Raw genomic sequence first — 22196 nt, 5'->3', positions numbered from 1 at the left:
TATCGTTACGGTCCCTTACTTGCAGCATCCGGCACTTTTGGCTGCATATAGGCGGCTTCATATTCCTCCATCGGAATGGGCCGGCTGAACAAATATCCCTGCGCCGCTCCAAAACCCAATTTTTTGAGCATGGCGAACTGTTCCTCCGTTTCCACGCCCTCGGCGATGGTGCGGATATTCATGACCTGACAGACATGGGCCAGAGCCCTCACCATCGCCTGAGCCTTTTCATTGGTGACGATGTTGTCCACCAGACCCTTGTCAATTTTCAGCACATCGAAATCCACCGAGGTGAACAGGGGCAGATTGGCGTATTGCACGCCGAAATCGTCGATGGACACGGCAAACCCCGCCTCCCGCAGCGTCCGAATCAACGCAGATACATCGTCCCCCTCCGGTCCCTGCGCGCTATCCGTAATCTCGATTTCCAGCAATGCCGGAGGCACTCCGTAAGCGTCGCAGGAGGCGGTCAGCCTGTCTGGCAGGTCGGGCTCCGCCAGGGTATACCGGGAAAAATTCACCGACAGCGGCACCGGCGTTTTCCCTTGCTCTCTCCAGGCGGCGATTTTTGCGCAGCAGCGATCGAATACATAATAGTCCACCAGACGGATCAGCCGGGATTCCTCCAGCAGCGGCAGAAATTGATCCGGCGGAATCACATCGCCCTCCGGGGTGCGGTACCGCACCAGCGCTTCCGCGCCGATCAGCGTCCGATCATGAAAGGCCTTCTTCGGCTGGAAATAGATAACAAACCGTTCCTCCTCCAGCAGCTTGGGCAGCACACCGGGCACCGTCAGCCCCAGCACATCGTCGTTGTAATGCCGGTATCGGTTGGACTGGGAATTCCTTCGGTAAAAATGCTTTTTATCCTCGTACATCATGGTGTCCGCCGCGGTGATCAACTGCTGGATATTCGCCGTCTTTTCCGTCCACTGACAGCCGACCGCCGCATGGCATACGCCCCCCGCCGCGAACAGCCCGCGCAGCTTCTTCACCACGGACAGGAACGCCTCTTCCTCCAACCCCCGGCACAGCACCACGAACTCATCGCCGCCGATGCGGTAAAAATCCCCCGTTGGAAACGCGTCCCGGATTTTCTGGGCGCAGGATGCCAGCACCTGATCGCCGTAATCGTGCCCGTAATAATCGTTGATATCCTTCAGGCCGTTGACATCCAAATAGGCAATGCCGAACGACCCGTCCGCCTGCGCCTGCCTGTTGATGTCCCGGATATAGCGGTTCCGGTTGTAGAAGCCGGTCAACGTGTCGTAATAGCTCAGGCGCACCAGCTGCCGCTCATCCTCCGCCCGTCTCAAGGATGTCATCAGAAAATACCGCAGCGTGTGCAGCAGCGGCGATATGTTGGCGATTTTCTCCGCCGGCGGGTTGTCCACCCCGATATACCCGGTCAGCTCCCCGTCCTTTTCCAGAGGCACCGCCACCAGACTGGAGATCCCCTGTATATTCAACGTCTCATATTCGTCGGGAGAATCGTCCCGGATGGCTTCCAAATCCTCGATGATAACGCATTCCTGCCTGTTGAAGCTGGGCCGCCACCTGTCCAGCAGCCGAATGTCCAAATCCTGAAGATTCTGGATTTGCGGCTCCACCCCAGGCGCGCACCATTCATGGGTGTTGGCCATCCGCTCTCCCTGGATGGCAAACAGATAGGCCCTGTCCGCCGACATGAACGAGCCCACCCGATCGAGTACCCGGTTGATAGCGCTGTCGACATCCTCAGACTGATACAGCATCTGCACGCATTCCATGATCATTTTATCCCCGTCCAGGGCGTTCTGCAGAGCGATTTTCTTGTTTTCCGTTTCGGTGATGTCAAACGCGATTTCCAGGCGGGCCAGCCGTCCCTTCCAGCGAATCAGCTTGTCCTTGAGCAGATAATGCCGCTGTGTCAGCGGGTTGGTGAACTCCCAGGTATACGGGGTTTCAGTATTCAGCCGCGCGTTGGTGCAGAATGGGCAGGGCGCATCCCGCCCCTGCAGCGCCTGATAGCACTTGAGTCCCTGACTGTCCTTCAAATGAAAAGTTTCCCGTCCGGCGGTGTTGACGAGCAGCAAATCGTAGTTCTCCAAATCGGACACGTAAACCAATTCTGGTATCTCGTTCATCAAATCAAACATGGCGTCCTCCTGGCCGTACCGCCCCTCGCCCGGTATGGGAGCCCAACAGCATTGTTATTTCCCCATTATACGTTGCCTTTCCCCTTTTTACAAGGTGGATTTCCATATCCATCCAAAAAATCAAAAAATAAACGGCGCCGCTCTTTTCGGAGCGGCGCCTGAACATACCTATCGCCGGATGATACATCCGGCCCGTTATTCCTTTGGCCCAAAATCCCGGGTGAAGATATCGCTGTATTCCAGCAGCTCCTCCACCGTGTCGAAGCCCAGCCGATGAAGCAGCTCGATTACATAGGGGTTTTCCAGCGGCGTGGCATAGGCTGCCTCATTGCCGTAGGCCACCACATGCTCCCGGCCCTCTTCCCGGCTGAGAATGGCCTTCGGCCCCCCGACGCAGCCCCCGACGCAGCCCATTCCCTCGTAAAAGTTGGCGGTGGTCTGCCCGCTTTTCAGCTCCTCGATCATGGCCCGGCAGGCGGGTACTCCGTCGGCCTGCCGGGTGTGGACGGTGATGCTTCGGTGAGGATTCAGCTGCTCCACCGTGCAGCGCACCGCTTCGCTCACCCCACCGGTGTGGGCATAAATCCGGCCTGCCCGGGAGGAGTGATCCTTCTCGTTCTCCGGCTGATCGGCCGGATCGATCCCCGCCGCCTCGAACACGTCCTGCACCTCCTGGAAGGTCAGCACGTAATCCACCGCGCCGGCAATATCCGGCTCTCTCGCCTCGCTCTTTTTGGCCAGGCACGGGCCGACAAACACCGTCACCGCGTCGGGATGCAGCTTTTTCACCACCCGCCCGCAGGCGATCATCGGGGACACCGACCCCGGCACATGGGGCATCAGCTCGTGATAGATTTTCCGAATCATGGCGATCCACATGGGGCAGCAGCAGCTGGTCAACTGGTAATCCCCATCGTTAAGAATATGCCTGTCGAACTCCAGCGCTTCCTTGAGGGTGAGGATGTCGGCGAACAGCGCCACCTCGATCATGCCCGCGAACCCCAGGGCCTTGAAGGCGCTGCGCAGCTTGCCGGGCGTCACCTCCGGGCTGAACTGCCCCATGAACGCCGGCGCTACCAGCACATACGCTGGCCCCTGCGCCTCCCGTACCGCCTTCATGGCGGGCAGAATATCCCGGCTCGCGGTCAGCCGCTCCATCCGGCAGGCCTCAATACAGGCCGCGCAGCCGGTGCACAGGGCGGGATCGATTTCCATCGAGCCGTCCTCCCCGGTGACGATGGCATCGAAGATGCAGCTGTTCTGGCAGGCGTGCTCGCAGTCCCCCTCGCCGCAGGAGGCGGTGCGCAGCACGGGGGGATATTTCTCCGGATGCAGCAGGCAGTCCAGATGGTACGCGTCGTATTCCGGCAGCGGCTCCTTGCCGTCCGAAAAACTGCGGCGCAGCAGATCCTTATACAGCGTGTCAAAGCTCGTCATGATGATTCCTTCCTTTCCTCCGCCTGCGGGCGGCCCGGTTTGTCCGGCAGTTCAAGGCGGCTCCAGTCAAAAAGTTCGCCGGGATCCGTCTTGCTGGGGCTGTAATCCCCATGCCCCAAAATATGCTCCCGGTTGAAGAGCACCGCCGGATGCCGCCGTTCTATGTCCCGCAGCAGACCGCGCAGCGCCGCATACTGCTCGTCGGTGAACCCCGCCAGCGTCGGGGCCAGAGCCGCATACTGATCCGGCGTGAGTATGGTCTCCATCTCCTCCGCCGTCCCCATGCCCAACAACTCGATGCCGATGGAATACGCGTTCAGCCGATCGGTAAATCTCTCCTCAAGCCATTTCCCTTTTCCGGCGTGCCAGGCGATCCGTTCCTCGGGAATCAGGCGATAGACCGTTCCCTGACGATCCACGACGTAATGGGTGGAAACGCCCCCGTCCAGAAAGATGCGACGGATATGCGTCATATCGCAGGGAGCCTCGGGATGGTCCCGCACGGCGCTCATGGAATGAATGACCACATGGGAAATCGTTTCCTCGCGGGGATCCGAACACGTCTCCACCGGCAACAGCGCGTCCGTTACCGGATACGGCGGGGTATACCGGCTGCTGGCCGGCCCTTCCGACTCCGGCGAAACCGCCGGCCCGCGGCAGCCCGCCAGCAGCAGGCACAGCCCGCCCGCGAGAATTTCCCTCCAATGGCGCATACGCCTCGCTCCTTTCCCGGCTTATGGCATCATCCTACCACGTTTTCCGGGAAATCACAACCGTTCCCGCGCCGCCAGCACCCCGTCGGCCACCCGATCCGCCAGTGCGTCCAAAGCCTCCCGCTGCCCGTTTTTGGGCGCGGATTTCAGGGTCAGCGGCGGCGCGAGCATCTCCATTTCCGCCATGCCGGCCAGCAGCGTCGTCATCTCCTTGCCCGCCGCCGGTGCCCAGGAGCCGTTTTCCACCACCGCCACGCCCCTTTTGCGCACGTTGAGCGCCGCCATTTCCCGCAGCAGGGCGTCCATGGCGTAATACAGCCCGCCATTATAGGTTGGGGCGGCCAGCACCAGATGGCTCAGCCGGAACACCTCTGCGACGATGAAGGAGGGATGGGTCTTGGACACATCGAACATCCGGATATCCTCCACCCCCCGATCCGCCAGCCGGGCCGCCAGCCGGTGAACGGCCGCCTCTGTGTTGCCGTACATGGTGGCGTACGCCAGCACCACCCCCGCCGTCTCCGGCTCGTAGCGGCTCCAGCGATCGTATTTTTCCAGGATATACGGCAGGTTCTCCCGCCAGATCGGCCCGTGGGCCGGGCAAATCATCCGGATGTCCGCTCCGGCCAGCTTGCCCAGCACCCGCTGCACCTGCCCGCCGTACCGGCCCACGATATTGGCGTAATACCGCCGCGCCTCGTCCAGCCACCGGCTCTCATACAGAGCCGGAGCGCTGAACAGGTTCCCCGAGAACGCGCCGAAGGCGCCGAAGGCGTCGGCGGAAAACAGCACCCCCTCCGTCTCCTCCAGGGTGAGCATCACCTCCGGCCAGTGTACCATGGGCGCGAAGGTAAAGCGCAGGGTCCGCCGGCCGATGGGCAGACGATCGCCCTCCTTCACCTCGTACTCCCGCAGGGCCACGTCGAAATCGTAAAACTGCGCCATCAGGCTGAATGTCTTGCGGTTTCCCACGATTTTCATGGCGGGGTACCGGGCCGCCAGGGCCTCGATGTTGGCGCAGTGATCCGGCTCCATGTGGTTGACCACCAAAAAATCGAGAGGCCGCCCGTCCAGCGCGGCCTCGATATTCTCAAGAAACGGCCGGGAAACCGCCGCATCCACCGTGTCGATCAGCACCGTTTTCTCGTCGACCAGCAGGTAGGCGTTGTACGCCACCCCGTCGGGCAGTGGGAACATGTTTTCAAACAGCGCCAGCCGCCTGTCGCTGCCTCCTACCCAAAACCAATCCGGCCCCAGCCGCCTCACGCTTTCCATTTTTTGGCCTCCCCCAGAAAATTCAACATGCCATAGTATGCCTCCCTCCGTTCCGAACATACCGCCGCCGGCCCAAATCCGCAGAAATGCCGCCCGGCAGTTTATTTTTTCATATTTTTGCCATACTATGGATATAAAAAGGAAAGCGAGTGATACGGATTGTCCAGCATGCGCATCGCGGCCGTCCGCGGCCGCCAGATTTTCGATTCCCGCGGCACCCCTACCGTCGAAGCGGAGGTCTACCTGGAAAACGGCGCGGCCGCCGTGGCCAGCGTGCCCTCCGGCGCCTCCACCGGCCGCCATGAGGCCGTCGAGCTGCGGGACGGGGATCCCGCCGCCTACGGCGGCAAAAGCGTCCTGAAGGCCGTGCGGGCCGTCAATCAGGATTTGAACGAAGCGCTCCACGGTCTGCCTGCTAACGATCAGGCCGCCGTGGACGACGCCATCCTCCGTGCCGACGGCACCGACAACAAAAGCCGCCTGGGCGCCAACGCCACCCTGGCCGTATCCCTGGCCTGCGCCCGCGCTGCTGCCGCGGCCCATGGGCTGGAATTCTATCGTTATCTCGGCGGCGCGGGGGGTGTGACCCTGCCGGTGCCCATGATGAATATTCTCAACGGCGGCGCCCACGCGGATAACAACGTGGATATCCAGGAATTTATGATCGTGCCCCTGGGGGCCGGCTCCTTCTGCCACGCCATGAAGATGGGCACCGAAATCTACGCCGCCCTGAAAGCGGCGCTGAAGTCCCGGGGGCTGGCCACGGCGGTGGGCGACGAGGGCGGCTTCGCCCCCAGTCTGCGGGACGACGAGCAGGCGCTGGAGCTGCTGGTGGAGGCCATCGAATCTGCCGGCTACCGTCCCGGTGCCGACGTGGCCATCGCCATGGATGCCGCCGCCAGCGAGTGGACGCAGGGCGACGGCTACCGTCTGCCCAAAAACGGCCAATCCCTCACGCGGGAGGCCCTCATCGCCCACTTTGCGGATCTTGCCGGCCGGTTTCCTATCTTTTCCATCGAGGATCCCCTGGGAGAGGACGACTTCGACGGCTTCGCCCGCATCACCGAACAGCTAGGCGCCCGGGTGCAAATCGTGGGGGATGACCTGTTCGTCACCAACCCCGCCCGCCTCGAGCAGGGCATTCGATCCCGCAGCGCCAATGCGGTTCTGGTCAAGCCCAATCAAATCGGCACCCTGTCCGAGACCATCCGGACGGTGCGGCTCGCCCAGCAGCACGGCTACCGCACCATCCTCTCCCACCGCAGCGGGGAAACCGAGGACACCTCCATCGCCGACATCGCCGTGGCGCTGAACGCCGGGCAAATCAAAACCGGCGCGCCCGCCCGCACCGACCGGGTGTGCAAATACAACCGGCTGCTGAAAATCGAGCAAACCCTCGGCATGGCGGCGGTGTACGGCCGTCTGTAACCCCGCGCCCCATCCTCTTGCATCTTGTCCCCATATACGGTATACTGGTGGCAATCGAACAAAAAAGGATGGGACGCAATGCTTACGACCAGAAAGAAGGATTTCATCGAGTTCATGATGAGCGCCGACGTGCTCCGCTTTGGGGAATTTCAGACCAAAAGCGGCCGTCTAACCCCGTATTTCATCAACACCGGCAATTATAAGACCGGCGGTCAAATCGCCGCCCTGGGCCGTTTCTACGCCGCCCTGATTCATGAAACCTGCGGCGATAGGTTCGACGCCATGTTCGGCCCGGCCTATAAGGGCATTCCCCTGGCCACCGCCGCCGCCGCCGCCCTGGCCACCGAATACGGCGTGGATAAGCCCTATTTCTTCAACCGCAAGGAGGCCAAGGACCACGGCGAGGGCGGTTCCCTGGTCGGTTATCGGCCGAAGGACGGCGACCGGATCCTCATCATCGAGGACGTCATCACCGCCGGCACCGCCATCCGGGAAACCATGCCCATCCTGACCGGCTGCGGCCAGGTGACGGTCCCCGACATGTTCATTTCCGTCAACCGCTGCGAGGTGGGCCAGACCCCCGGCAAAACCGCCGTCATGGAGGTCGGGGAAGCCTATGGCATCCAGGTGCACGCCCTCGTCACCGTGCGGGACATTCACGAGTACCTCAAGGCCCAGCCGACCTATGCCGACGTCCTTCCCCGCATGGAAGCCTATATGCGGCAGTATTGTGTGCTGGACTGATTTTCCAGTTGGCATTCTATTAAAAAACGCGGTCATTCGGTTTTACAACCGGACACCGCGTTTTCTTTTGCCCGCTTCATCGAAAGGACGCCGACGGCCGGTATAACCAAAAACCGTGTTGGAGAATAGACTGATCCAGAAGGGCCACGGCGGCTATGGAAGCCGCCATGCGCTCGCCGCGTCCCATACAGGCGCGGGGCGTCCTCTACGACGCCAGAAAGGCGGTGTGTTCCCCTTGCCCGAGCTCTGGACGTCCATTCTCGAGGCCTTCCTGCTGGTGGCCGCCCTGTCCACCGACGCCTTCTTCGCCAGCTTCGCCTACGGCACCGGCCACATCCGGATCCCCTTCCTGTCGGTGGCCGTCATCGACGGCATATGCACGGCGCTGCTGGCCGTCTCCCTGTTTCTCGGCACGCTTCTGCGCCCCTGGCTGCCCCCGGCCCTTACCGCCGGCGTCAGCTTCGCCATTCTCTCCCTCCTGGGCGTCGTCAAGCTGTTCGACAGCGTCCTGAAAGCCCTTATCCGCCGGCATCAGCCGCTGAACAAGGAATGGCGCTTCTCCCTGTTCAGTCTCCAGTTCATCCTGAACATATACGCCGATCCCCCCGAGGCGGATCGGGACGCGTCCAAAACCCTGTCCTCCGCCGAGGCGGCGTCCCTGGCCGTGGCCATGTCTCTGGACGGCCTGGCCGTCGGCTTCGGCGCTGGCATGGGGAACGCCTCCCCCGTGTTGGTTCTGCTTTTCTCCCTGCTGCTGACCGCCGCCGCCGTGATGGGCGGCAGCGCCCTGGGCAACCGGGTGGCCGCCCGGCTCCGGCACGATCTTTCCTGGGTAGGCGGCGCTCTTCTTCTGCTGCTGGCCGCTATCAAACTCCTATAAACCGCAGAAGGCGGGCCATGCGCATGGCCCGCCTTTATCATAAAAATTACACCAGCTTTTTCGCCTGCTGCAGCACCGTGTTGGCAATCTTTCCCGCCACACCAATGCCCAAACCGCCGTTCTCCGCGACCACCACGATCGCCAGCGGCGTCTTTTCATCCTGGCTGAACCCCGCGATCCAGGCATGAGGCTCGATACCGGCCCCCACCTCCGCCGTGCCCGTCTTCGCGCAGAATTGCAGCCCCGGGAACGTGGCGTCTCCATACTTCTTTGTCACGGTGTAGCGCATCATGTCCTTCAGCGTGTCCGCCGCGTCCGCGCTGAGCATCCGCGAGCCGTTTTTCGACACGCGCAGATGCGCCGGCAAGCCCGCCGGGGTGGTGATGCTCTCGATGAAATAGGGCTTCACTGGTACGCCGCCGTTGGCGATAGCCCCCATCATGGTCAAGAAATGCAGGGGATTGGCCAGATTGGTGTACTGCCCCATCCCCGCCCAGCCCAAGTCCACCCGGCGGATATCGGTGAAGTCGATGGTGCTCTTTTTCGCGGCGATCCCGTCCAGGGAAAAGCTCTGGTTAAACCCCATTTTCTCGGCGTACTTGGTCAGTGTATCCGGCCCCAGAGAGATGGCCAGCTGGGCAAAATACGCGTTACAGGACTGGGCCAGCGCATCCTTGAATCCGATTTTCCCATGGTTTCCGAGACAGCTGATCCATTCCCCATCGACTTCCACGCCTCGCTTGCAGGTGTACGTGCGGGTGTCCATGTCCTTCTGCGACTCCAGGGCGGCGGCCGCCGTCACCAGCTTGAAGGTGGAGCCGGGCGGATACGAGGAGGACAAAAACCGGTTGAGATACACGCCGGTGTATTTGCCCGTCGTGTCCCCCTCGACGTCCGGCTTGCTGTTCACGTCGAAGGTGGGCGAACTGACCATGCAGAGCACTTCGCCAGTTTTGTAGTTGTAAACGCCCACCGTTCCCTTATAGCTGCCCAGCGCCTTGAGGGCGGTGGCTGACAGGTTCGCATCCAGGGTGGTGGCGATATCGTTGCCCCGGCCGCTTGGCTGGAACACCCCGTTGACCAGGTTGTACCCCACCAGCTGCTCCCAGTAGCTGCTCTGCAAACCCGTCTTGATAAAGCCGTCGGAATCCCCCACCATGTGGAGCACGGCTTTGCGGATCTCCGCCTTGCTGTTGTAGACCCGTTTGCCGTCCACCGTCTGGGCGAGAATCACCCCGCTGCGGTCGGTGATGGTGCCTCCCCCGCTGAGAACCGCCTCGCTGTTGTAGATATGGCGGTTCGCCGGGTAAGAGGTCCAAGCCTTGGCGTCCGCCACATATATCACCAGAAGGATGACCAGTCCCGCCGTGAACGCCAGCAGGAAGGCCAGCAGAAGATACGCCCGCCGCGTCATTTGTTTCAAGGCTGTCACCCATCCTTTCTCAGATAAGCCATCTTTCTAGGTAAGCGCTGGATCCATCACGCCTGGCGGTTCAGCGGTACCTGCCCCTTCCCGGCCGCCGGCGGGCCGGCATTCTCCAGTCCCACCGCGCGGATAAAGGCCAGCATGGCGAAATTGGCCGCCATGCTCGAGCCGCCGTTGCTTACCAGCGGGAAGGTCACCCCCGTCAGCGGCAGCAAATCCGTGGAGCCGAAAATGTTCAGCGCCGCCTGGAACAGGAACATCCCCGCCGCCGCGCAGGCCGCGATAGCGAAATACGCGGATCGGGCCCGGGAGGCGCACCGCACCGCATACAGCGCGAACAGGATCAGACAGCCCGCGCAGCATAGGGCAATCAGCAGCCCCCACTCCTCGCTGACGAAGCCGAACACCAGGTCGGTGTCCGCCGCCGCCACCATATCCAGGTTGCCGTTGCCGCCCCCCACGCCGAATAGGCCGCCGCTGCCGATGGCCACCATGGTACGGGTCTGCTGATAGCCGGAGGAGGCCGCGTATTCCCACGCGTGCCGGTAGGTGGCGAACCGGCTGGCCACATAAGGCATGAACGCGATAATCACCGCCGCGCCCGCCACCGCCAGGCCGGAGAAAAAGGCAATGGTCTTCCAATCGCCCGACCGCATGTAGGCGATGATCAGCATCCCCATGAAAAAGATGGCGGCCGTGCCGAAATCCTTCATGAGGAACAGCGGCCCGATACAGGCCCCCGAAAACAGCACGAACAGGATAGTATTGCGGTAGGTCATCAGCCGTTCCAGCGTGGCGCAGCCCGCGAAAATGAAGGCCACCTTGACGAATTCGGACGGCTGGATGGTGATGAAGCCGAGGTTAATCCAGTTTTTCGCCCCGCCCCGCGTTTCCCCGATGAACAGGTTGAGCACGAGGAGCCCCACCGCCAGCGCCCCGATGACATACCGCAGCTTCATGGTCAGCTCCACGTCCCGCAGGATGAGGCTCAGCACGCAGAACATGGCCAGTCCCAGCAGCACCGCGGCAAATTGCTTGTAAAGGGAAGACGGCACCGCGCTCGCCGCCACAAACAGACCGATGGTCACCAGGAAAAAGGCCAGCAGCTCCACGCCCACCCCCTGAAACCGGCGGACGCCGCAGTAAATCCACTCCATGAGCAGCAGCCCGGCAAAGCACACCGGCAGCGCCAACGGCAGCTTATCGGCGTAATGCAGCAGCAGGGACAGACAGCCCAGCAGCTGGAAGATGGTCAGCACGAACAGGCCGGGGATGGCGCTTGGCTCCTTTTTTCCGCCGTCCGCCGTCTGAGCATCCTGCGCCGTCGCCTTGACGAACCGCATTCCCACGCCGGCGAACGCTACCCGATCCCCGTATTCCAGATAGGTGGGCACCCGGATCGGCTCCCCGTTGACGGTGACGCCGCCCTTTGAGCGGGTGTCCCGCAGCCGCCACCCGGTCTTGTCCCGGGTAAGCACCGCGTGCCGCCGGGACACCGATTGCACGGGCAGGCAGATGTCGCTGACAGTGCTGCGGCCAATGGCGGTTTCCTCCGCCGTCACAGGCAGCCGGGTGCCGTCCTCCAGCACAAAAGCCGCCAGCGGCCGCGGTTTGCTTCTGCGCCGCAGGAGCATCCGCCCGCACAGAAGCAGGAGCCCCACCGCCAGCAGCGGCATCAGAATACGGACCGCCGCGTTGTAATAGCCGGTCACCGCCGACAAATCGCCCATGGGGATCGCCTCCTTCCCGCGCACCGCGTTTCCCCTATTTTATCACGTTCTCTGGGGATTTAAAAGTAAAAAAACTATGAAGTTTGTATGAAGTTTCCAAAGGAAAAGGGACGGCAATCTGCCGTCCCCCTCTCATCTCTTTGTATGTTCGTTGTAGAACTCCTGGAGATCCGCCTTTACCTCGTCGGGCAGCATGATTTTACGCACCCCGTGAAGCGCCCCCTCCAGCGAACAGAGCCGGTGGAAGCAAGCGGACGGATCGTTTTTCTGAATATCCAGCCAGGCCTGCTTGCTCCCCCTGCGGCGCAGCTCCTCCACCGTATCGACGCCGATCAGATGAAGCTGACGTTCCAGCTCCGGGCCGATATTGGGCAGCTTGACCAGCTCTCCCATATTGCACCCCCCTTTTCGCCGGTTCTCATCGCCCGGCTATCGCGAAATATATCCGGCCGTCCATGCGGCCTCAGTCTCCGATGGCCTGCTCGATAAGCTGATCCATCTGCTGCGTGTCGTCGTATCCCTGTATCGCCACCGCGATTTTCTGGGCCGGCGATATGTACAAAAACTGGTTATGCGCCCCGCCGCAGAAGAAATCCCCCGACGGGCGGCGGCTGAAGCCGAACCCATAGGGCGTACCGCTCGTGTTGGGATACGGCGCGGCGGCCATTTCCACCCATTCCCGGCTGAGCAGCTGCCTCCCCTCGTAGCTGCCGCCCAGCGCGTACAGCCGCCCGATTTTGTTGAGATCCTCCAGCCCCATGTAGCAGCCGGTGGCTCCCATTGTATGCTCCAGCGGGCACCGCTCCCAGGCGAACTCTCGGATGCCCATCCGGCGGAACAGCGTGGTTTTCAAGAACCGATCCAGCGGCAGCTCGGTCACCTTCTCCACGATACAGCTGAGCATGTAATAGTTCCCGTTGTCGTAGGTGAACACCGTCCCCGGCTGGTGCGGCATGGCCCGGCCCAGCACCCGGGCGATCCAGTCTTCCCCCGTGCCCAGATACCGGTCGGCCTCGAACAGGCTGCCCTGCCCGATGCCGGAGGTCTGGGTCAGCAGATGCCGCACCGTCACCTCGCGGATTTTCGGATCCGCCTCCTCAGGCACGTGATTGCCCAGATATTTGACAATGGGATCCTCCAGCTTCAGCAGCCCCTCGTCGTAGGCCAGCCCCACGCCGGTGGAGGTCAGCACCTTGGAGATGGAATATAGATTGCTGCACGCGGACATGGGCAGAAACTCATGGGCGAAATACGCGCCGTCCTGCCACAGCGCCATACGGAAAAATTCGGCGCCGGATTGTTCAATGGCGTCTCTCAGCCGGCAAAACTTGGTCTGTGCGTCCATGTTTCAACCCCTCCAGCAGACTAATATTATATCAAGCGTACCACAATTCTGCCACGGCGTCAACCATCAAACCGGTGAAAGCGCCTCCTCCGATTGCCCCAGCCCCGCGGTTTCCAGGTAATGCCCCGCCCGGGTGGCGGCCACCGCCCCGTCTGCCGCGGCGGTGATGATCTGCCGCAGCCACTTGGTGCGGGTGTCCCCCGCCACGAACACCCCAGGCAGCCGGGTGGTACAGCTTTCGTCCGCCTGGATATACCCGTTCTCGTCCAGCCCCGCGGCCGCGAACAGCCCGTTGTCCGGCTGCATCCCGATGGCCACGAACACGGCGCTGATCGGCAGCTGCGTGCGTTCGCCCGTCACGGTGTCCAGCAGCGCCGCCCCCTCCACCGATTGGCCGCCGTGGATGCTTTCCACCGTCTTGTTGAACAGCGGCCGGATGTTCGGCCTTTGCGCGACGGCCTCCGCCAGCACCTTTTCTCCCCGGAAGCTGTCCCGCCGGTGCACGAGATACACCGTCCGGCACAGGTTGGCGAGAAACAGCGCGTCCTCCAGCGCCGTGTTGCCGCCGCCCACCACCGCTGTGTCCTTTCCCTTGAAAAAGGCCCCGTCGCAGGTGGCGCAGTAGGAGACGCCACGCCCCAGGAATTTTTCCTCCCCCGGACACTGCAGCTTGCGCCGCTGGACGCCGTTGGCGATGATAACCGCGCGGGCCTCATATTCCCCGCCGGAGGTCGTCACCCGCTTGACCGGCCCCGCCAGATCCACCTCGCTCACGTCCTCATAGCGTACGTCCGCCCCCAGCGCCGCCGCCTGTTCGTAAATCCGGTTGGCCAGATCCGGCCCTGAAATCCGGTCGATGGCCGGGTAATTCTCCACCTCGTTAGTCACCGAAATCTGCCCGCCGTGGAACAGCTTTTCCAGCACCACCACCCGATGCCCCGCCCGTGTGGCGTAAATTGCCGCCGTCAGCCCGGCGCAGCCTGCGCCGATGATCAGAACATCCACCATGTCCCATCGCCATCCTTCCCTATTTCCCTATTAGTATAGAAGGATCCCGCCTAAAATATGTACCCTATCGGTATCCCGTCAGCACCCGCCGGTAAAACGCCACCGCCCGCGCCAGCGCGTCCACCGACAGGTTTTCGTTGCGCGCGTGCATGCTGGCCAGCTGCTGTGGGGTCAGGACGGTGGGCGCGAACCGCAGTGCGCAGTCACAAACCTTCGCATAATGCTTGGCGTCGGTGCCGCCCAGCATGACATACGGCGCAATTCCCGCCTCCGGGAACACCTCCCGGACGCACTGCCGGATATAAGCGTACCCCGCGCTGTGCACATCCACCACCGGCGAGCAGTCGCAGGCGTACAGCACCTCCATGCGCAGCCCGTACTTGTTCGCCAGCTTCTCCAGCGCCTGAAGGGACGCCTCCCGTCCCTGATGCACCATAAACCGCAGATTGGCCGTCACGCTGGCCTCCGCCGGGATGACATTGGGCGCGTCGCTGCCCTGTGCCATGGTAAACGCGCAGGTGGTGTGCAGCAGCGCCCCCGCCTGCCCGCTGACCTTGGGAATGACCCGTTTGAGCAGCGGCCCGAACAGCCATAAGTTGCCGAACAGCAGCCGGAAGGGAAACGCCATATCCGGCGCCATGGCCGCGAACATCGCCTTCACCGGCGGCGTGATTTTTACCGGAAACGGCGGCCGGGTTTCCACCCGGTTGACAAAGGCCGCCAGCCGGGCCAGCGGGGTGCCCTTGGGCGGCGTGCTGGAATGCCCGCCGGCCGACACGGCGGTGAACCGCACATCGGCGTACCCCTTCTCCAGCACCCCCAGCATGGCGTATTTGCCGTCCAGCCCCGGCATGGGGGCCTCGATGACCGCGCCTCCCTCGTCCAGCACCAAATCGAGCTTCACCCCGTGATCCGTCAGCCACGTGACGGTGTTGGGCGCCCCGTCCCCCATGATCTCCTCGTTGTTGGAGCTGGCGAGATACACGTCGCAGGGCGGCATGAATCCCTCGGCCAGCAGTTCCTCCACCGCGTTGAACAATGCGCACAGCGACCCCTTGGTGTCCATGGCTCCCCGGCCCCAGACACAGCCGTCCGCGATTTCCCCGGCAAAGGGCGGGTGATCCCACTCTCCGGCCGCGGGCACCACATCGGAATGGGCCATCAGCACCACGGCCCCTCGCGCTGGATCCGTCCCCCTCCACTTGAACAGCATCGCGTCCCCGATCAACGTCCGCTCCAGCCTTTCATGCACCAGCGGGAACAGCTGCTCCAGCTCCGCCCGGTACCGGGCGAACTTCTCCGCTGGGCCGCTCTCCCGCACGCTGATGGTCTCGCAGCGGATCATCCGGGACAAATCCTTTGCATATTTCGCCGCCTTCTCCCCATCTACCGGCTGCGGCTCTCCCCGCTTCTCTGGATTTTTCAGCAGCGCCGCCCGCACGCAGGCCGCTCCCAGCAGCCCCGCCAACAGGATGAGTACACCTAAGCCTATCCACCAGCCCATGCCATTTCTCTCCCTTCTGCCGCGTCAAGCCGGCGCGGACCTTTTCCTCTCTCTTATTGCAGCACGCCCTTGACATACAGCAGCCGGGCCGCCCCGATGGAAATCAGCGCCGACACCGGCACCAAAATCGCCACCTGGGACGCCGCCGCCGGCACCAGCAGGCACAACGCCGTCATGCACAGAAACGGCGCCACCGCCACCAGGGGCGTCTTGCTGAAATACTTGTACCCCAACGCCCCGAACAGGGCGGGCACCACCGTGTTGAACGCCGGCTGCAGCACCGGGCTCTGCAGGATCGGGGTCAGCGGCGCCAGCAGCAGCACCCCGAGGATCAGCACCGTACAAGTCACCAGGGAGGACACCGCCACCGAAATGGTGGAGATGATCTCGTTTTCCTTGGTGCCGTACTTGGTGCCCACAATGTCCCGCGCCGTCATGCAGCAGGGGATTTTCAAATTGGTCAGATTGCCGGTGATAAAGGCCAGATACGTGGCCCCGGTTCCCAGCATGGGCGCGTAGGTAATCACCTCGATGATGCTTGAGGGCAGATAGATGATACAGATGCTCAACGCCCCCATCAGCATCCCCTTCATGTCGGGGGAGGCGTGAAAATACAGCGCCACGAACAACGGCACCAGCAGCATCAGCGTCAGCGCTATAAGGGTGCCTATCCGGCCGTAAATATGCATGGTATCGTCAAAGGTGCGTTCTTTTTTTATCTTGGCCATAAATCCCATTCCTTTCCGCCGCTCACAAGCGGCCGCACGGATCTGTCACGCTACCGGATGCCGGCGGCGTTGGCCCCGATGGCCGCCGCCATCCCCAGCACCATGCTGAAGGACAGCGAAAAGCTCTCCATCCACTTCTGGTTCTTCTTTTCCGTCAGCCAGGTGAACAGCGCCATGAACAGCGCGGACACCACGATGACGATGAGGCTTGTCACGCTCCCTTTGCGCAGGTCGGCGAACCCCGCCCCGATGAAGGCGCACACCATGCCCACAAACATGGCGTTGAACAGGATGGTGCCCCAGCGGTTGTCCTTCTTGCCCACCCGGCCCAGTACCCGGCTCTGGTACTTTTTCAGGCCGAAGACGCAGAACACCCCGCCCCAGATAATGCCGATGGTCATCACGAAAATCACGGACACGAACACGTCCCCGTTCATCAACTGTCCCGACAGCTCGCTGAGCCCCGCCGCCTTGGCGGCCACGTCCGCCGCCATGGTTTCGTAGTGCAGCGCCCCGATGACCGACAGCCGCAGCCACGGGATCGGTATGCCCAGCGAGCCCGACAGCGCGATGACCCCGATGAGGATGCTGACCGAGGGCACCACGGTAAAAGCGATGCTCGAGGTGATGGCCTTGTGCATCTTCTTTTTGTCCATCCCGATTTTCACGCCCTCCCGGTAGGCCTTGACCAGAAAAACCGCGGCGAGGATCATCACGAACGCGATAACCACGCCGGCAATCAGGTACAGCATGCCGGAATTGGCCATTGCCATGAAGTTGTCCATAAACACGCTCCTTTTCTCTTTTCTCCGTTCCCATTGTACCGAAAAAGCCCCATATGGGCAAGATCAAAAAAGAAGGGGCTGCAAAACGAAAAATGTTGCAGCCCCTCTATGCTATTGGTGGCAGACACCGAAAAGAACCCGCCGGATTATCCCTTGTCCTCCGGCATGGGAATGCTGCCCGTCGGGGCCGCGATCGGCCCGCCCTTATAGGCGGGCGCGCCTAGCACGTCCCGGTAGAGAATCTCCATCAGATTGCCGGTGAGGGTGTACTTGCCCTTGCGGTTCTTGGCGGTGGAGGCGCTGTTGGTGATGAAGACCACCCCCGTGTGATCCACCGGGTCGAAATACAGCCCCGCGATCATCCCATACGCCTGCCCCGAATGGCCGTAAATCAGCCGCCCGTCCGCCAGATCCTTCGTCATGCTCATGTTCAGCCCGATGCCGTCCTTACCCGAATGGCTGTAGACGGTGTTGATGGCCTTCACCGATTCGGCGGACAGAATCCGGTGGGTTTTCGTGGAGCCATCCCCTGCCAGCGCGATAGCGAACTGGGCCAAATCCTGGGCGGAGATGATCAGATCCCCGTGCCCAAGCAAGTACATCTGCCCCAGCGGAATGGTATCGTAGGCGCCCTCCACCCGCTTCCAGTTCGGCACGTCCGCGCTTCTGGCGGGGGAGATGGAGGCCGTGTCCTTGATTTTGGTACGCAGATAGCCTGCGTCCATCCCCAGCGCCGCGAACTGCTCCCCGGCGTAGTCGTAGAACCGCTTGCCGGTCACCCCCTCGATGACCCCGCCCTCCATGGCGGCCCCCATGTTGCTGTAGCGGAAGCTTTTTCCCGGCCGGCTCCCGGTGAAGCACCCGCTGCTCCCCAACACGGCGGTCAGCGGCTGATAGGGGGGATCCCCCGTGTTTTTGTCATAGGCGGCCCCGCCGATGACGCCGGACGTGTGGGTCATCAGCATCCGGGTGGTGATTACCGCGTCCGGGTATTTCGGCGACCGGACTCTCACCCCCATGTAGGCGGAAATATCCTTGTCGATGTCCAGCCGCCCTTGCTCCTGCAGCTGCATGGCCAGGATGCCGGTGATGGTCTTGGATACCGATGCAATCCGGTATTTGGTGTTCGCGTTGACCAGCCTGGTCTTTTTCGCGTCCATGTACCCGTCGTAAAAGGAGAATACAATCTCCTTGTCCCGGAATGCCACCAGGGACAACCCTCGCACGCTGCTGGTTTTCATGGCCGCCCGCAGCTTCGCCTGGACTGACGGCGCCGCTGTGCTCATGCCGCTGGTGGACTTGGTGCGCGTGGTGGTGGTCTTGTCGGTCGTCGAGGCCGCGTCAAAGGCAATGGAGCCGCTCGTCGCGTCGGCTCCAGCCGTCGTGGCCGCCGTGGTTGTCGCCGCCGCTGTCGAGGTGGTTTGCGCGCCCGCCATGGTTTCCTGGGTCTCCGGCCGGCCGCAGCCGGGCGCCCCGGCCAGCAGTCCCGCCGCCAGCAGCCCCGCCAGTCCCCGTCCCCACGTCTTCAATGCCGAACCGCCTCCCTTGTCGAACCCTGTCGGAATCTCGATCTGTAGACATTGTAGCACGCCTGCGCCGGATTTGGCAAGCCGCCGGAGGTATTTCCTTCTCTTCCCTTCTATGCTACAATGATAAACAGACGCCCCGTTGTCCGGTTTTGGCTGGTATACTGTCCTGGACGGGCAAAGCCCGGCATCCTGCCAAGGAGGCGCGCTATGGAAACCATTCCCACCAAAACCATCCTGTCCGGCTACGCGGATACCGCCTGGTTCGGCGCCAATTACAACATGAATCTCTACAAGGGCTGCTGCCACGGCTGCATTTACTGCGACTCCCGCTCCTCCTGTTACCGGGTGGAGCGCTTCGACACCGTGCGGGCCAAGGAAAACGCCCTGGAGATCCTGCGCCGGGAGCTGCTCGCCAAGCGGCGCAGCGGCATCGTGCACACCGGCGCTATGAGCGATCCGTATAACCCCTTCGAAAAAGAAGCCTGCCTGACCGCCGGCGCCCTCGACCTCCTTGCCCGGCACGGCTTCGGCGCCGTGCTGGCCACCAAGTCGGATTTGGCCGCCCGGGACGCGCAGCGGCTCCTGGCCGTCCGGCGGCACGCCCCGGCCGCCGTCAACTTCACCGTCACCACGGCGGACGACATTCTCTGCCGCGCCATCGAGCGGTGTGTCTGCCCCACCAGCGCCCGGCTGTCCGCCATGCGCGCCCTGACGGGGGCGGGCGTGCCTTGCGGCGTGCTGCTGATGCCCATCCTCCCCTTCATCAACGATACGCCGGAGAATATCCGCGCCGTCGTCCGCCGGGCCGCCGACGCGGGCGCCTCCTGGATTTACGCCGGCCCCGGCTTCGGCGTCACCCTGCGGGATAACCAGCGGGAATACTTTTACGACCGCCTGGACGAAGCCTTTCCCGGCCTGCGCCGCCGCTACGCCGAGACCTTCGGCCTCCGCTATGCCTGCGTCTCTCCCCGGCACAAGGAGCTGTGGGCCCTGTTCACCGCCGAATGCCGGGCCGCCGGTCTTCTCTGGCGGATGAAGGACATCGCCGCCCGCATCCGGGAGGGCTACGGTCCCCAAGAACAGCTGACCCTGTTTTAAATAACTAACTGAAAGGAGGAACGCCCCATGTTCAGCCTGAAAACCCGCCGCCTTCTGCGCTGGCTTCTGCCCGCCGCCGCTCTCCTGACGGCGGCCGCCGTCCTTGCCGCCCTGTTCTTTACCGGCGTCCTCAAGCTGAATACGCCCTCCCGGGAGCGGTACCCCGTCCGGGGGGTGGACGTCTCCTCCTGGCAGGGGGAAATCGACTGGCCCACCCTGGCGGGGCAGGGCCTCTCCTTCGCCTTTATCAAGGCCACCGAGGGCAGCGGCTTCACGGATCCCCGCTTCTCGTACAACTGGGAGGAGGCCCGGAAAACCGCCCTGCGGGTGGGGGCGTACCATTTCTTCAGCTACGACAGCCCGGGGGAGACGCAGGCCGATAACTTTATCGCCGCCGTCCCGCGAGAGCCCGGCGCGCTTCCTCCCGTGGTGGACGTGGAATTCTATGGCGATAAGGCGGCGGATCCCCCCGCCGCCGCAGACGTTCACCCCCAGCTGGACGCCCTGCTCCGCCGTCTGGAAGCCCATTACGGCGTACGCCCCATCCTGTACGCCACCGGGAAAGCCTACCGCCTCTACCTGGAGAGCCGGTATGACGATTACGACCTCTGGATCCGGGACGTTTATTTCACCCCCAGCCTGCCGGCATCCCGCCCCTGGACCTTCTGGCAGTACGCGGACAACGCCCGGCTGCAGGGCTATACCGGCCGGGAGCCCTGTATCGACATGAACGTCTTTTCCGGCACCCCCGAGGAATTTGCCGCCTATGTGGGCTCCCCGGCATAACCGGAACCGTCTCCTTGATGCCTTCTCACCCTTCCCGATGCCAAACCGGGCCGGACGAAAAATCGTCCGGCCCGGTTTTTATAGAGAGGTATCCTCCGGGAACAATCGGCTCTTGCCGAAAAAATTCTCCTGCGGGAAATGCGCCGCCCTCCATCCGGGATCGCAGGTGTGCGCGTACCGCGACAGCGACCACGCTTTTGTCACATGCGGTATCCCGGCAGTTTCCAGCGATCCGCCTGGCGCTGAAGCTCCCACGCGGGCAGGTATGTCCCGGTAAGCGTCCGCCCGTTCTTTCCCTCCAGCACGATTTCCTGGCGCTTGCTTACCGCTCCCAGCCTTCCGGTGAACACCAAACTGTCGTCAGTATAGACGTCGAACGTCTGCGCTGTCCCGGCGCGGGTCTGCTCGATTCGCAGAATCATACGTTTCCTCCTTATGCTCCCGGCCCCGGCGTCATCTGCGCTGTTCCGTAATCGCAGTCCGCCCCGCCGTAGTTCCATTTGATCCGGTACTTGTCCCCGGTGTGGGAACTGACCGCCGGGGTGCCGTCCCCCAGATAGCCCACGCATAAGGCGGTATGGCTCCATTTGCTGTCGCCCACATAGCCGCCGCCCCACCGGTAAAACACCGGGCTGCCCGGGAACAGCAGCCGCGCCGCCTTTACCGTCTTGCCCCCGGCCGCCGCCTGCCTGCCCGCCGGATCCCTCTGGCGGATAACCGCCATACCCCGGCCCGCTCCCCCCGGCCCGGTCAGATAGGCGTACAGCCGGGTGGAATTGATATAGGCCAGGCTTCCGGCCTTCCAGTCTCCCTCCTCCGGCAGGCCGCCCGCCGCCAGGCATTGGGAAGCAAAATGGCAGCAGTCTCCGCCTTCCAGCGAGTAATCGTGCACCGCCGGGTTGCGAGATAGGGCCCACTTCTCCGCGTAAGCCAGCGCCTGGCCGGGATCGTACCCCGCCGAAAACCGCGGCCGGTTGACGGGCAGCAGAGGCGGCCGCCCCTCCACCGCCTCGGGTGGAGGCGATACCCGCCCCGCATAGGCGATGTAGGACGGATCCGTCTCAAAATCGCCGCTTTTCGCTCCGGTAGGCCGCCCCTCGTGGTAGATATCCGCGGCCACCCGGCCGTCCTCAATGCGCAGCACATGCTTGACTCCGTTGCCCGACCAGTCCGCCTTGTCCGGCCCCGTGTAGCCGGGATACCAAGCCGCGAAATACCCCGCCTCGTAGACCCACAGCTCGGTGTACCGCCCGGCCCGCGCCGTTCTGTCCACCCGCAGCGTGGTTTTCGCGCCGGAATAGACGCACCCCCACCCGTCCATCATCGTTTTCAGGCACTCCCGTCGGCTCGCCTCCGCCGCGCTTACCGCCTCCGCCATGGCCGGAGCCTCCGCCCATCCCTCCGTCGGCACGGCTCCCGCCGCCCGGCCGAAGCTGTCCGCCCGCCAGGCGAAATAGGCGCGCAGCAGCGCCCGCGTGTCGGTATCCGGCACAGCCTCCGCCGTTTCCAGCGTGACGCCTTCAAGGAAAAAGGTCCGTTCCACCTCTTCCCCGCAGCCGCTAAGTGCCGCCGTCAGCACCACTGCCAGCAGCACCAGCCAAGCCGTCCGTCTCCGCAGCCCCCGCATGTCGTTCATAGCCTC

Annotated in this window: 20 protein-coding genes; 5 read left to right on the top strand and 15 right to left on the bottom strand. The window is 62.9% G+C overall.

The window, feature by feature from the left end; genetic code table 11:
* Window positions 1-5: 5 nt before the first annotated feature.
* The 4 genes from ACSAMM_RS01690 to ACSAMM_RS01675 form a co-directional block, all read right to left on the bottom strand.
* On the bottom strand, window positions 6-2138 hold the full coding sequence (locus ACSAMM_RS01690; protein ID WP_457789323.1) for a putative bifunctional diguanylate cyclase/phosphodiesterase: 2133 nt from the start codon (window positions 2136-2138) through the stop codon (window positions 6-8).
* Window positions 2139-2333: 195 nt separating this feature from the next.
* Window positions 2334-3575, bottom strand: coding sequence for a [Fe-Fe] hydrogenase large subunit C-terminal domain-containing protein (locus tag ACSAMM_RS01685; protein WP_457789321.1), 1242 nt, complete (start codon window positions 3573-3575; stop codon window positions 2334-2336).
* The gene (locus ACSAMM_RS01680; RefSeq protein WP_457789319.1) at window positions 3572-4288 is read right to left on the bottom strand and encodes an N-acetylmuramoyl-L-alanine amidase; all 717 of its coding nucleotides are present in this window, start codon (window positions 4286-4288) and stop codon (window positions 3572-3574) included. Before ACSAMM_RS01680 ends, ACSAMM_RS01685 begins: the two co-directional genes overlap by 4 nt.
* A gap of 54 nt (window positions 4289-4342) precedes the next feature.
* On the bottom strand, window positions 4343-5563 hold the full coding sequence (locus tag ACSAMM_RS01675; protein WP_457789317.1) for an FprA family A-type flavoprotein: 1221 nt from the start codon (window positions 5561-5563) through the stop codon (window positions 4343-4345).
* A gap of 168 nt (window positions 5564-5731) precedes the next feature.
* Between ACSAMM_RS01675 and eno the strand changes: the two genes are divergently transcribed.
* From eno to ACSAMM_RS01660, 3 genes are all read left to right on the top strand, one after another.
* On the top strand, window positions 5732-6991 hold the full coding sequence (eno, locus tag ACSAMM_RS01670) for a phosphopyruvate hydratase (RefSeq protein WP_457792136.1): 1260 nt from the start codon (window positions 5732-5734) through the stop codon (window positions 6989-6991).
* A gap of 78 nt (window positions 6992-7069) precedes the next feature.
* Window positions 7070-7735 carry an orotate phosphoribosyltransferase gene (pyrE, locus tag ACSAMM_RS01665; protein ID WP_178726274.1) on the top strand — a complete coding sequence of 222 codons (666 nt, stop codon included), beginning with the start codon at window positions 7070-7072 and terminating at the stop codon, window positions 7733-7735.
* Window positions 7736-7970: 235 nt separating this feature from the next.
* A complete protein-coding gene (locus ACSAMM_RS01660; RefSeq protein WP_457789315.1) occupies window positions 7971-8615 on the top strand; it encodes a manganese efflux pump in 645 nt (214 codons plus the stop codon).
* Window positions 8616-8661: 46 nt separating this feature from the next.
* Here the strand turns inward: ACSAMM_RS01660 and ACSAMM_RS01655 are convergent, their stop codons facing one another.
* From ACSAMM_RS01655 to ACSAMM_RS01615, 9 genes are all read right to left on the bottom strand, one after another.
* A complete protein-coding gene (locus ACSAMM_RS01655) occupies window positions 8662-10029 on the bottom strand; it encodes a penicillin-binding transpeptidase domain-containing protein (RefSeq protein ID WP_457792134.1) in 1368 nt (455 codons plus the stop codon).
* A gap of 65 nt (window positions 10030-10094) precedes the next feature.
* Window positions 10095-11771 (bottom strand): FtsW/RodA/SpoVE family cell cycle protein, encoded by a 1677-nt coding sequence (locus ACSAMM_RS01650; RefSeq protein WP_457789313.1) that lies wholly within the window; start codon window positions 11769-11771, stop codon window positions 10095-10097.
* Between the two features lie 132 nt (window positions 11772-11903).
* Window positions 11904-12164 (bottom strand): TfoX/Sxy family DNA transformation protein, encoded by a 261-nt coding sequence (locus ACSAMM_RS01645; RefSeq protein WP_178721633.1) that lies wholly within the window; start codon window positions 12162-12164, stop codon window positions 11904-11906.
* A 70-nt stretch (window positions 12165-12234) separates the two neighbouring features.
* Window positions 12235-13116: a serine hydrolase domain-containing protein gene (locus tag ACSAMM_RS01640; RefSeq protein ID WP_457789311.1), complete on the bottom strand. Its 882-nt coding sequence runs from the start codon at window positions 13114-13116 to the stop codon at window positions 12235-12237.
* Between the two features lie 66 nt (window positions 13117-13182).
* Window positions 13183-14124, bottom strand: coding sequence for a thioredoxin-disulfide reductase (gene trxB, locus ACSAMM_RS01635; protein WP_457789309.1), 942 nt, complete (start codon window positions 14122-14124; stop codon window positions 13183-13185).
* A gap of 64 nt (window positions 14125-14188) precedes the next feature.
* The gene (locus ACSAMM_RS01630) at window positions 14189-15628 is read right to left on the bottom strand and encodes a M20/M25/M40 family metallo-hydrolase (RefSeq protein ID WP_457789307.1); all 1440 of its coding nucleotides are present in this window, start codon (window positions 15626-15628) and stop codon (window positions 14189-14191) included.
* A gap of 53 nt (window positions 15629-15681) precedes the next feature.
* Complete coding sequence (locus ACSAMM_RS01625; protein ID WP_457789305.1) at window positions 15682-16356, bottom strand: hypothetical protein; 675 nt, start codon at window positions 16354-16356, stop codon at window positions 15682-15684.
* Window positions 16357-16406: 50 nt separating this feature from the next.
* Window positions 16407-17141: a DUF5058 family protein gene (locus ACSAMM_RS01620; protein ID WP_457789303.1), complete on the bottom strand. Its 735-nt coding sequence runs from the start codon at window positions 17139-17141 to the stop codon at window positions 16407-16409.
* A 146-nt stretch (window positions 17142-17287) separates the two neighbouring features.
* Entirely contained in the window at window positions 17288-18670 is a 1383-nt protein-coding gene (locus ACSAMM_RS01615) for a serine hydrolase domain-containing protein (protein WP_457789301.1), read from the bottom strand.
* A gap of 207 nt (window positions 18671-18877) precedes the next feature.
* Here ACSAMM_RS01615 and ACSAMM_RS01610 point away from each other — a divergent pair, with 207 nt between their 5' ends.
* Together ACSAMM_RS01610 and ACSAMM_RS01605 are read left to right on the top strand one after the other, a co-directional pair.
* The gene (locus ACSAMM_RS01610; RefSeq protein WP_457789299.1) at window positions 18878-19768 is read left to right on the top strand and encodes a radical SAM protein; all 891 of its coding nucleotides are present in this window, start codon (window positions 18878-18880) and stop codon (window positions 19766-19768) included.
* Between the two features lie 27 nt (window positions 19769-19795).
* Window positions 19796-20554 (top strand): glycoside hydrolase family 25 protein, encoded by a 759-nt coding sequence (locus ACSAMM_RS01605; RefSeq protein WP_457789297.1) that lies wholly within the window; start codon window positions 19796-19798, stop codon window positions 20552-20554.
* Between the two features lie 200 nt (window positions 20555-20754).
* Here the strand turns inward: ACSAMM_RS01605 and ACSAMM_RS01600 are convergent, their stop codons facing one another.
* Window positions 20755-20976: a hypothetical protein gene (locus ACSAMM_RS01600; protein ID WP_457789295.1), complete on the bottom strand. Its 222-nt coding sequence runs from the start codon at window positions 20974-20976 to the stop codon at window positions 20755-20757.
* Between the two features lie 11 nt (window positions 20977-20987).
* On the bottom strand, window positions 20988-22190 hold the full coding sequence (locus ACSAMM_RS01595; RefSeq protein ID WP_178721614.1) for an amidase domain-containing protein: 1203 nt from the start codon (window positions 22188-22190) through the stop codon (window positions 20988-20990).
* Window positions 22191-22196: the final 6 nt, after the last annotated feature.

The organism is Anaeromassilibacillus sp. SJQ-5, assembly GCF_054108045.1.
This window is presented reverse-complemented; position numbering and strand designations above follow the sequence as displayed.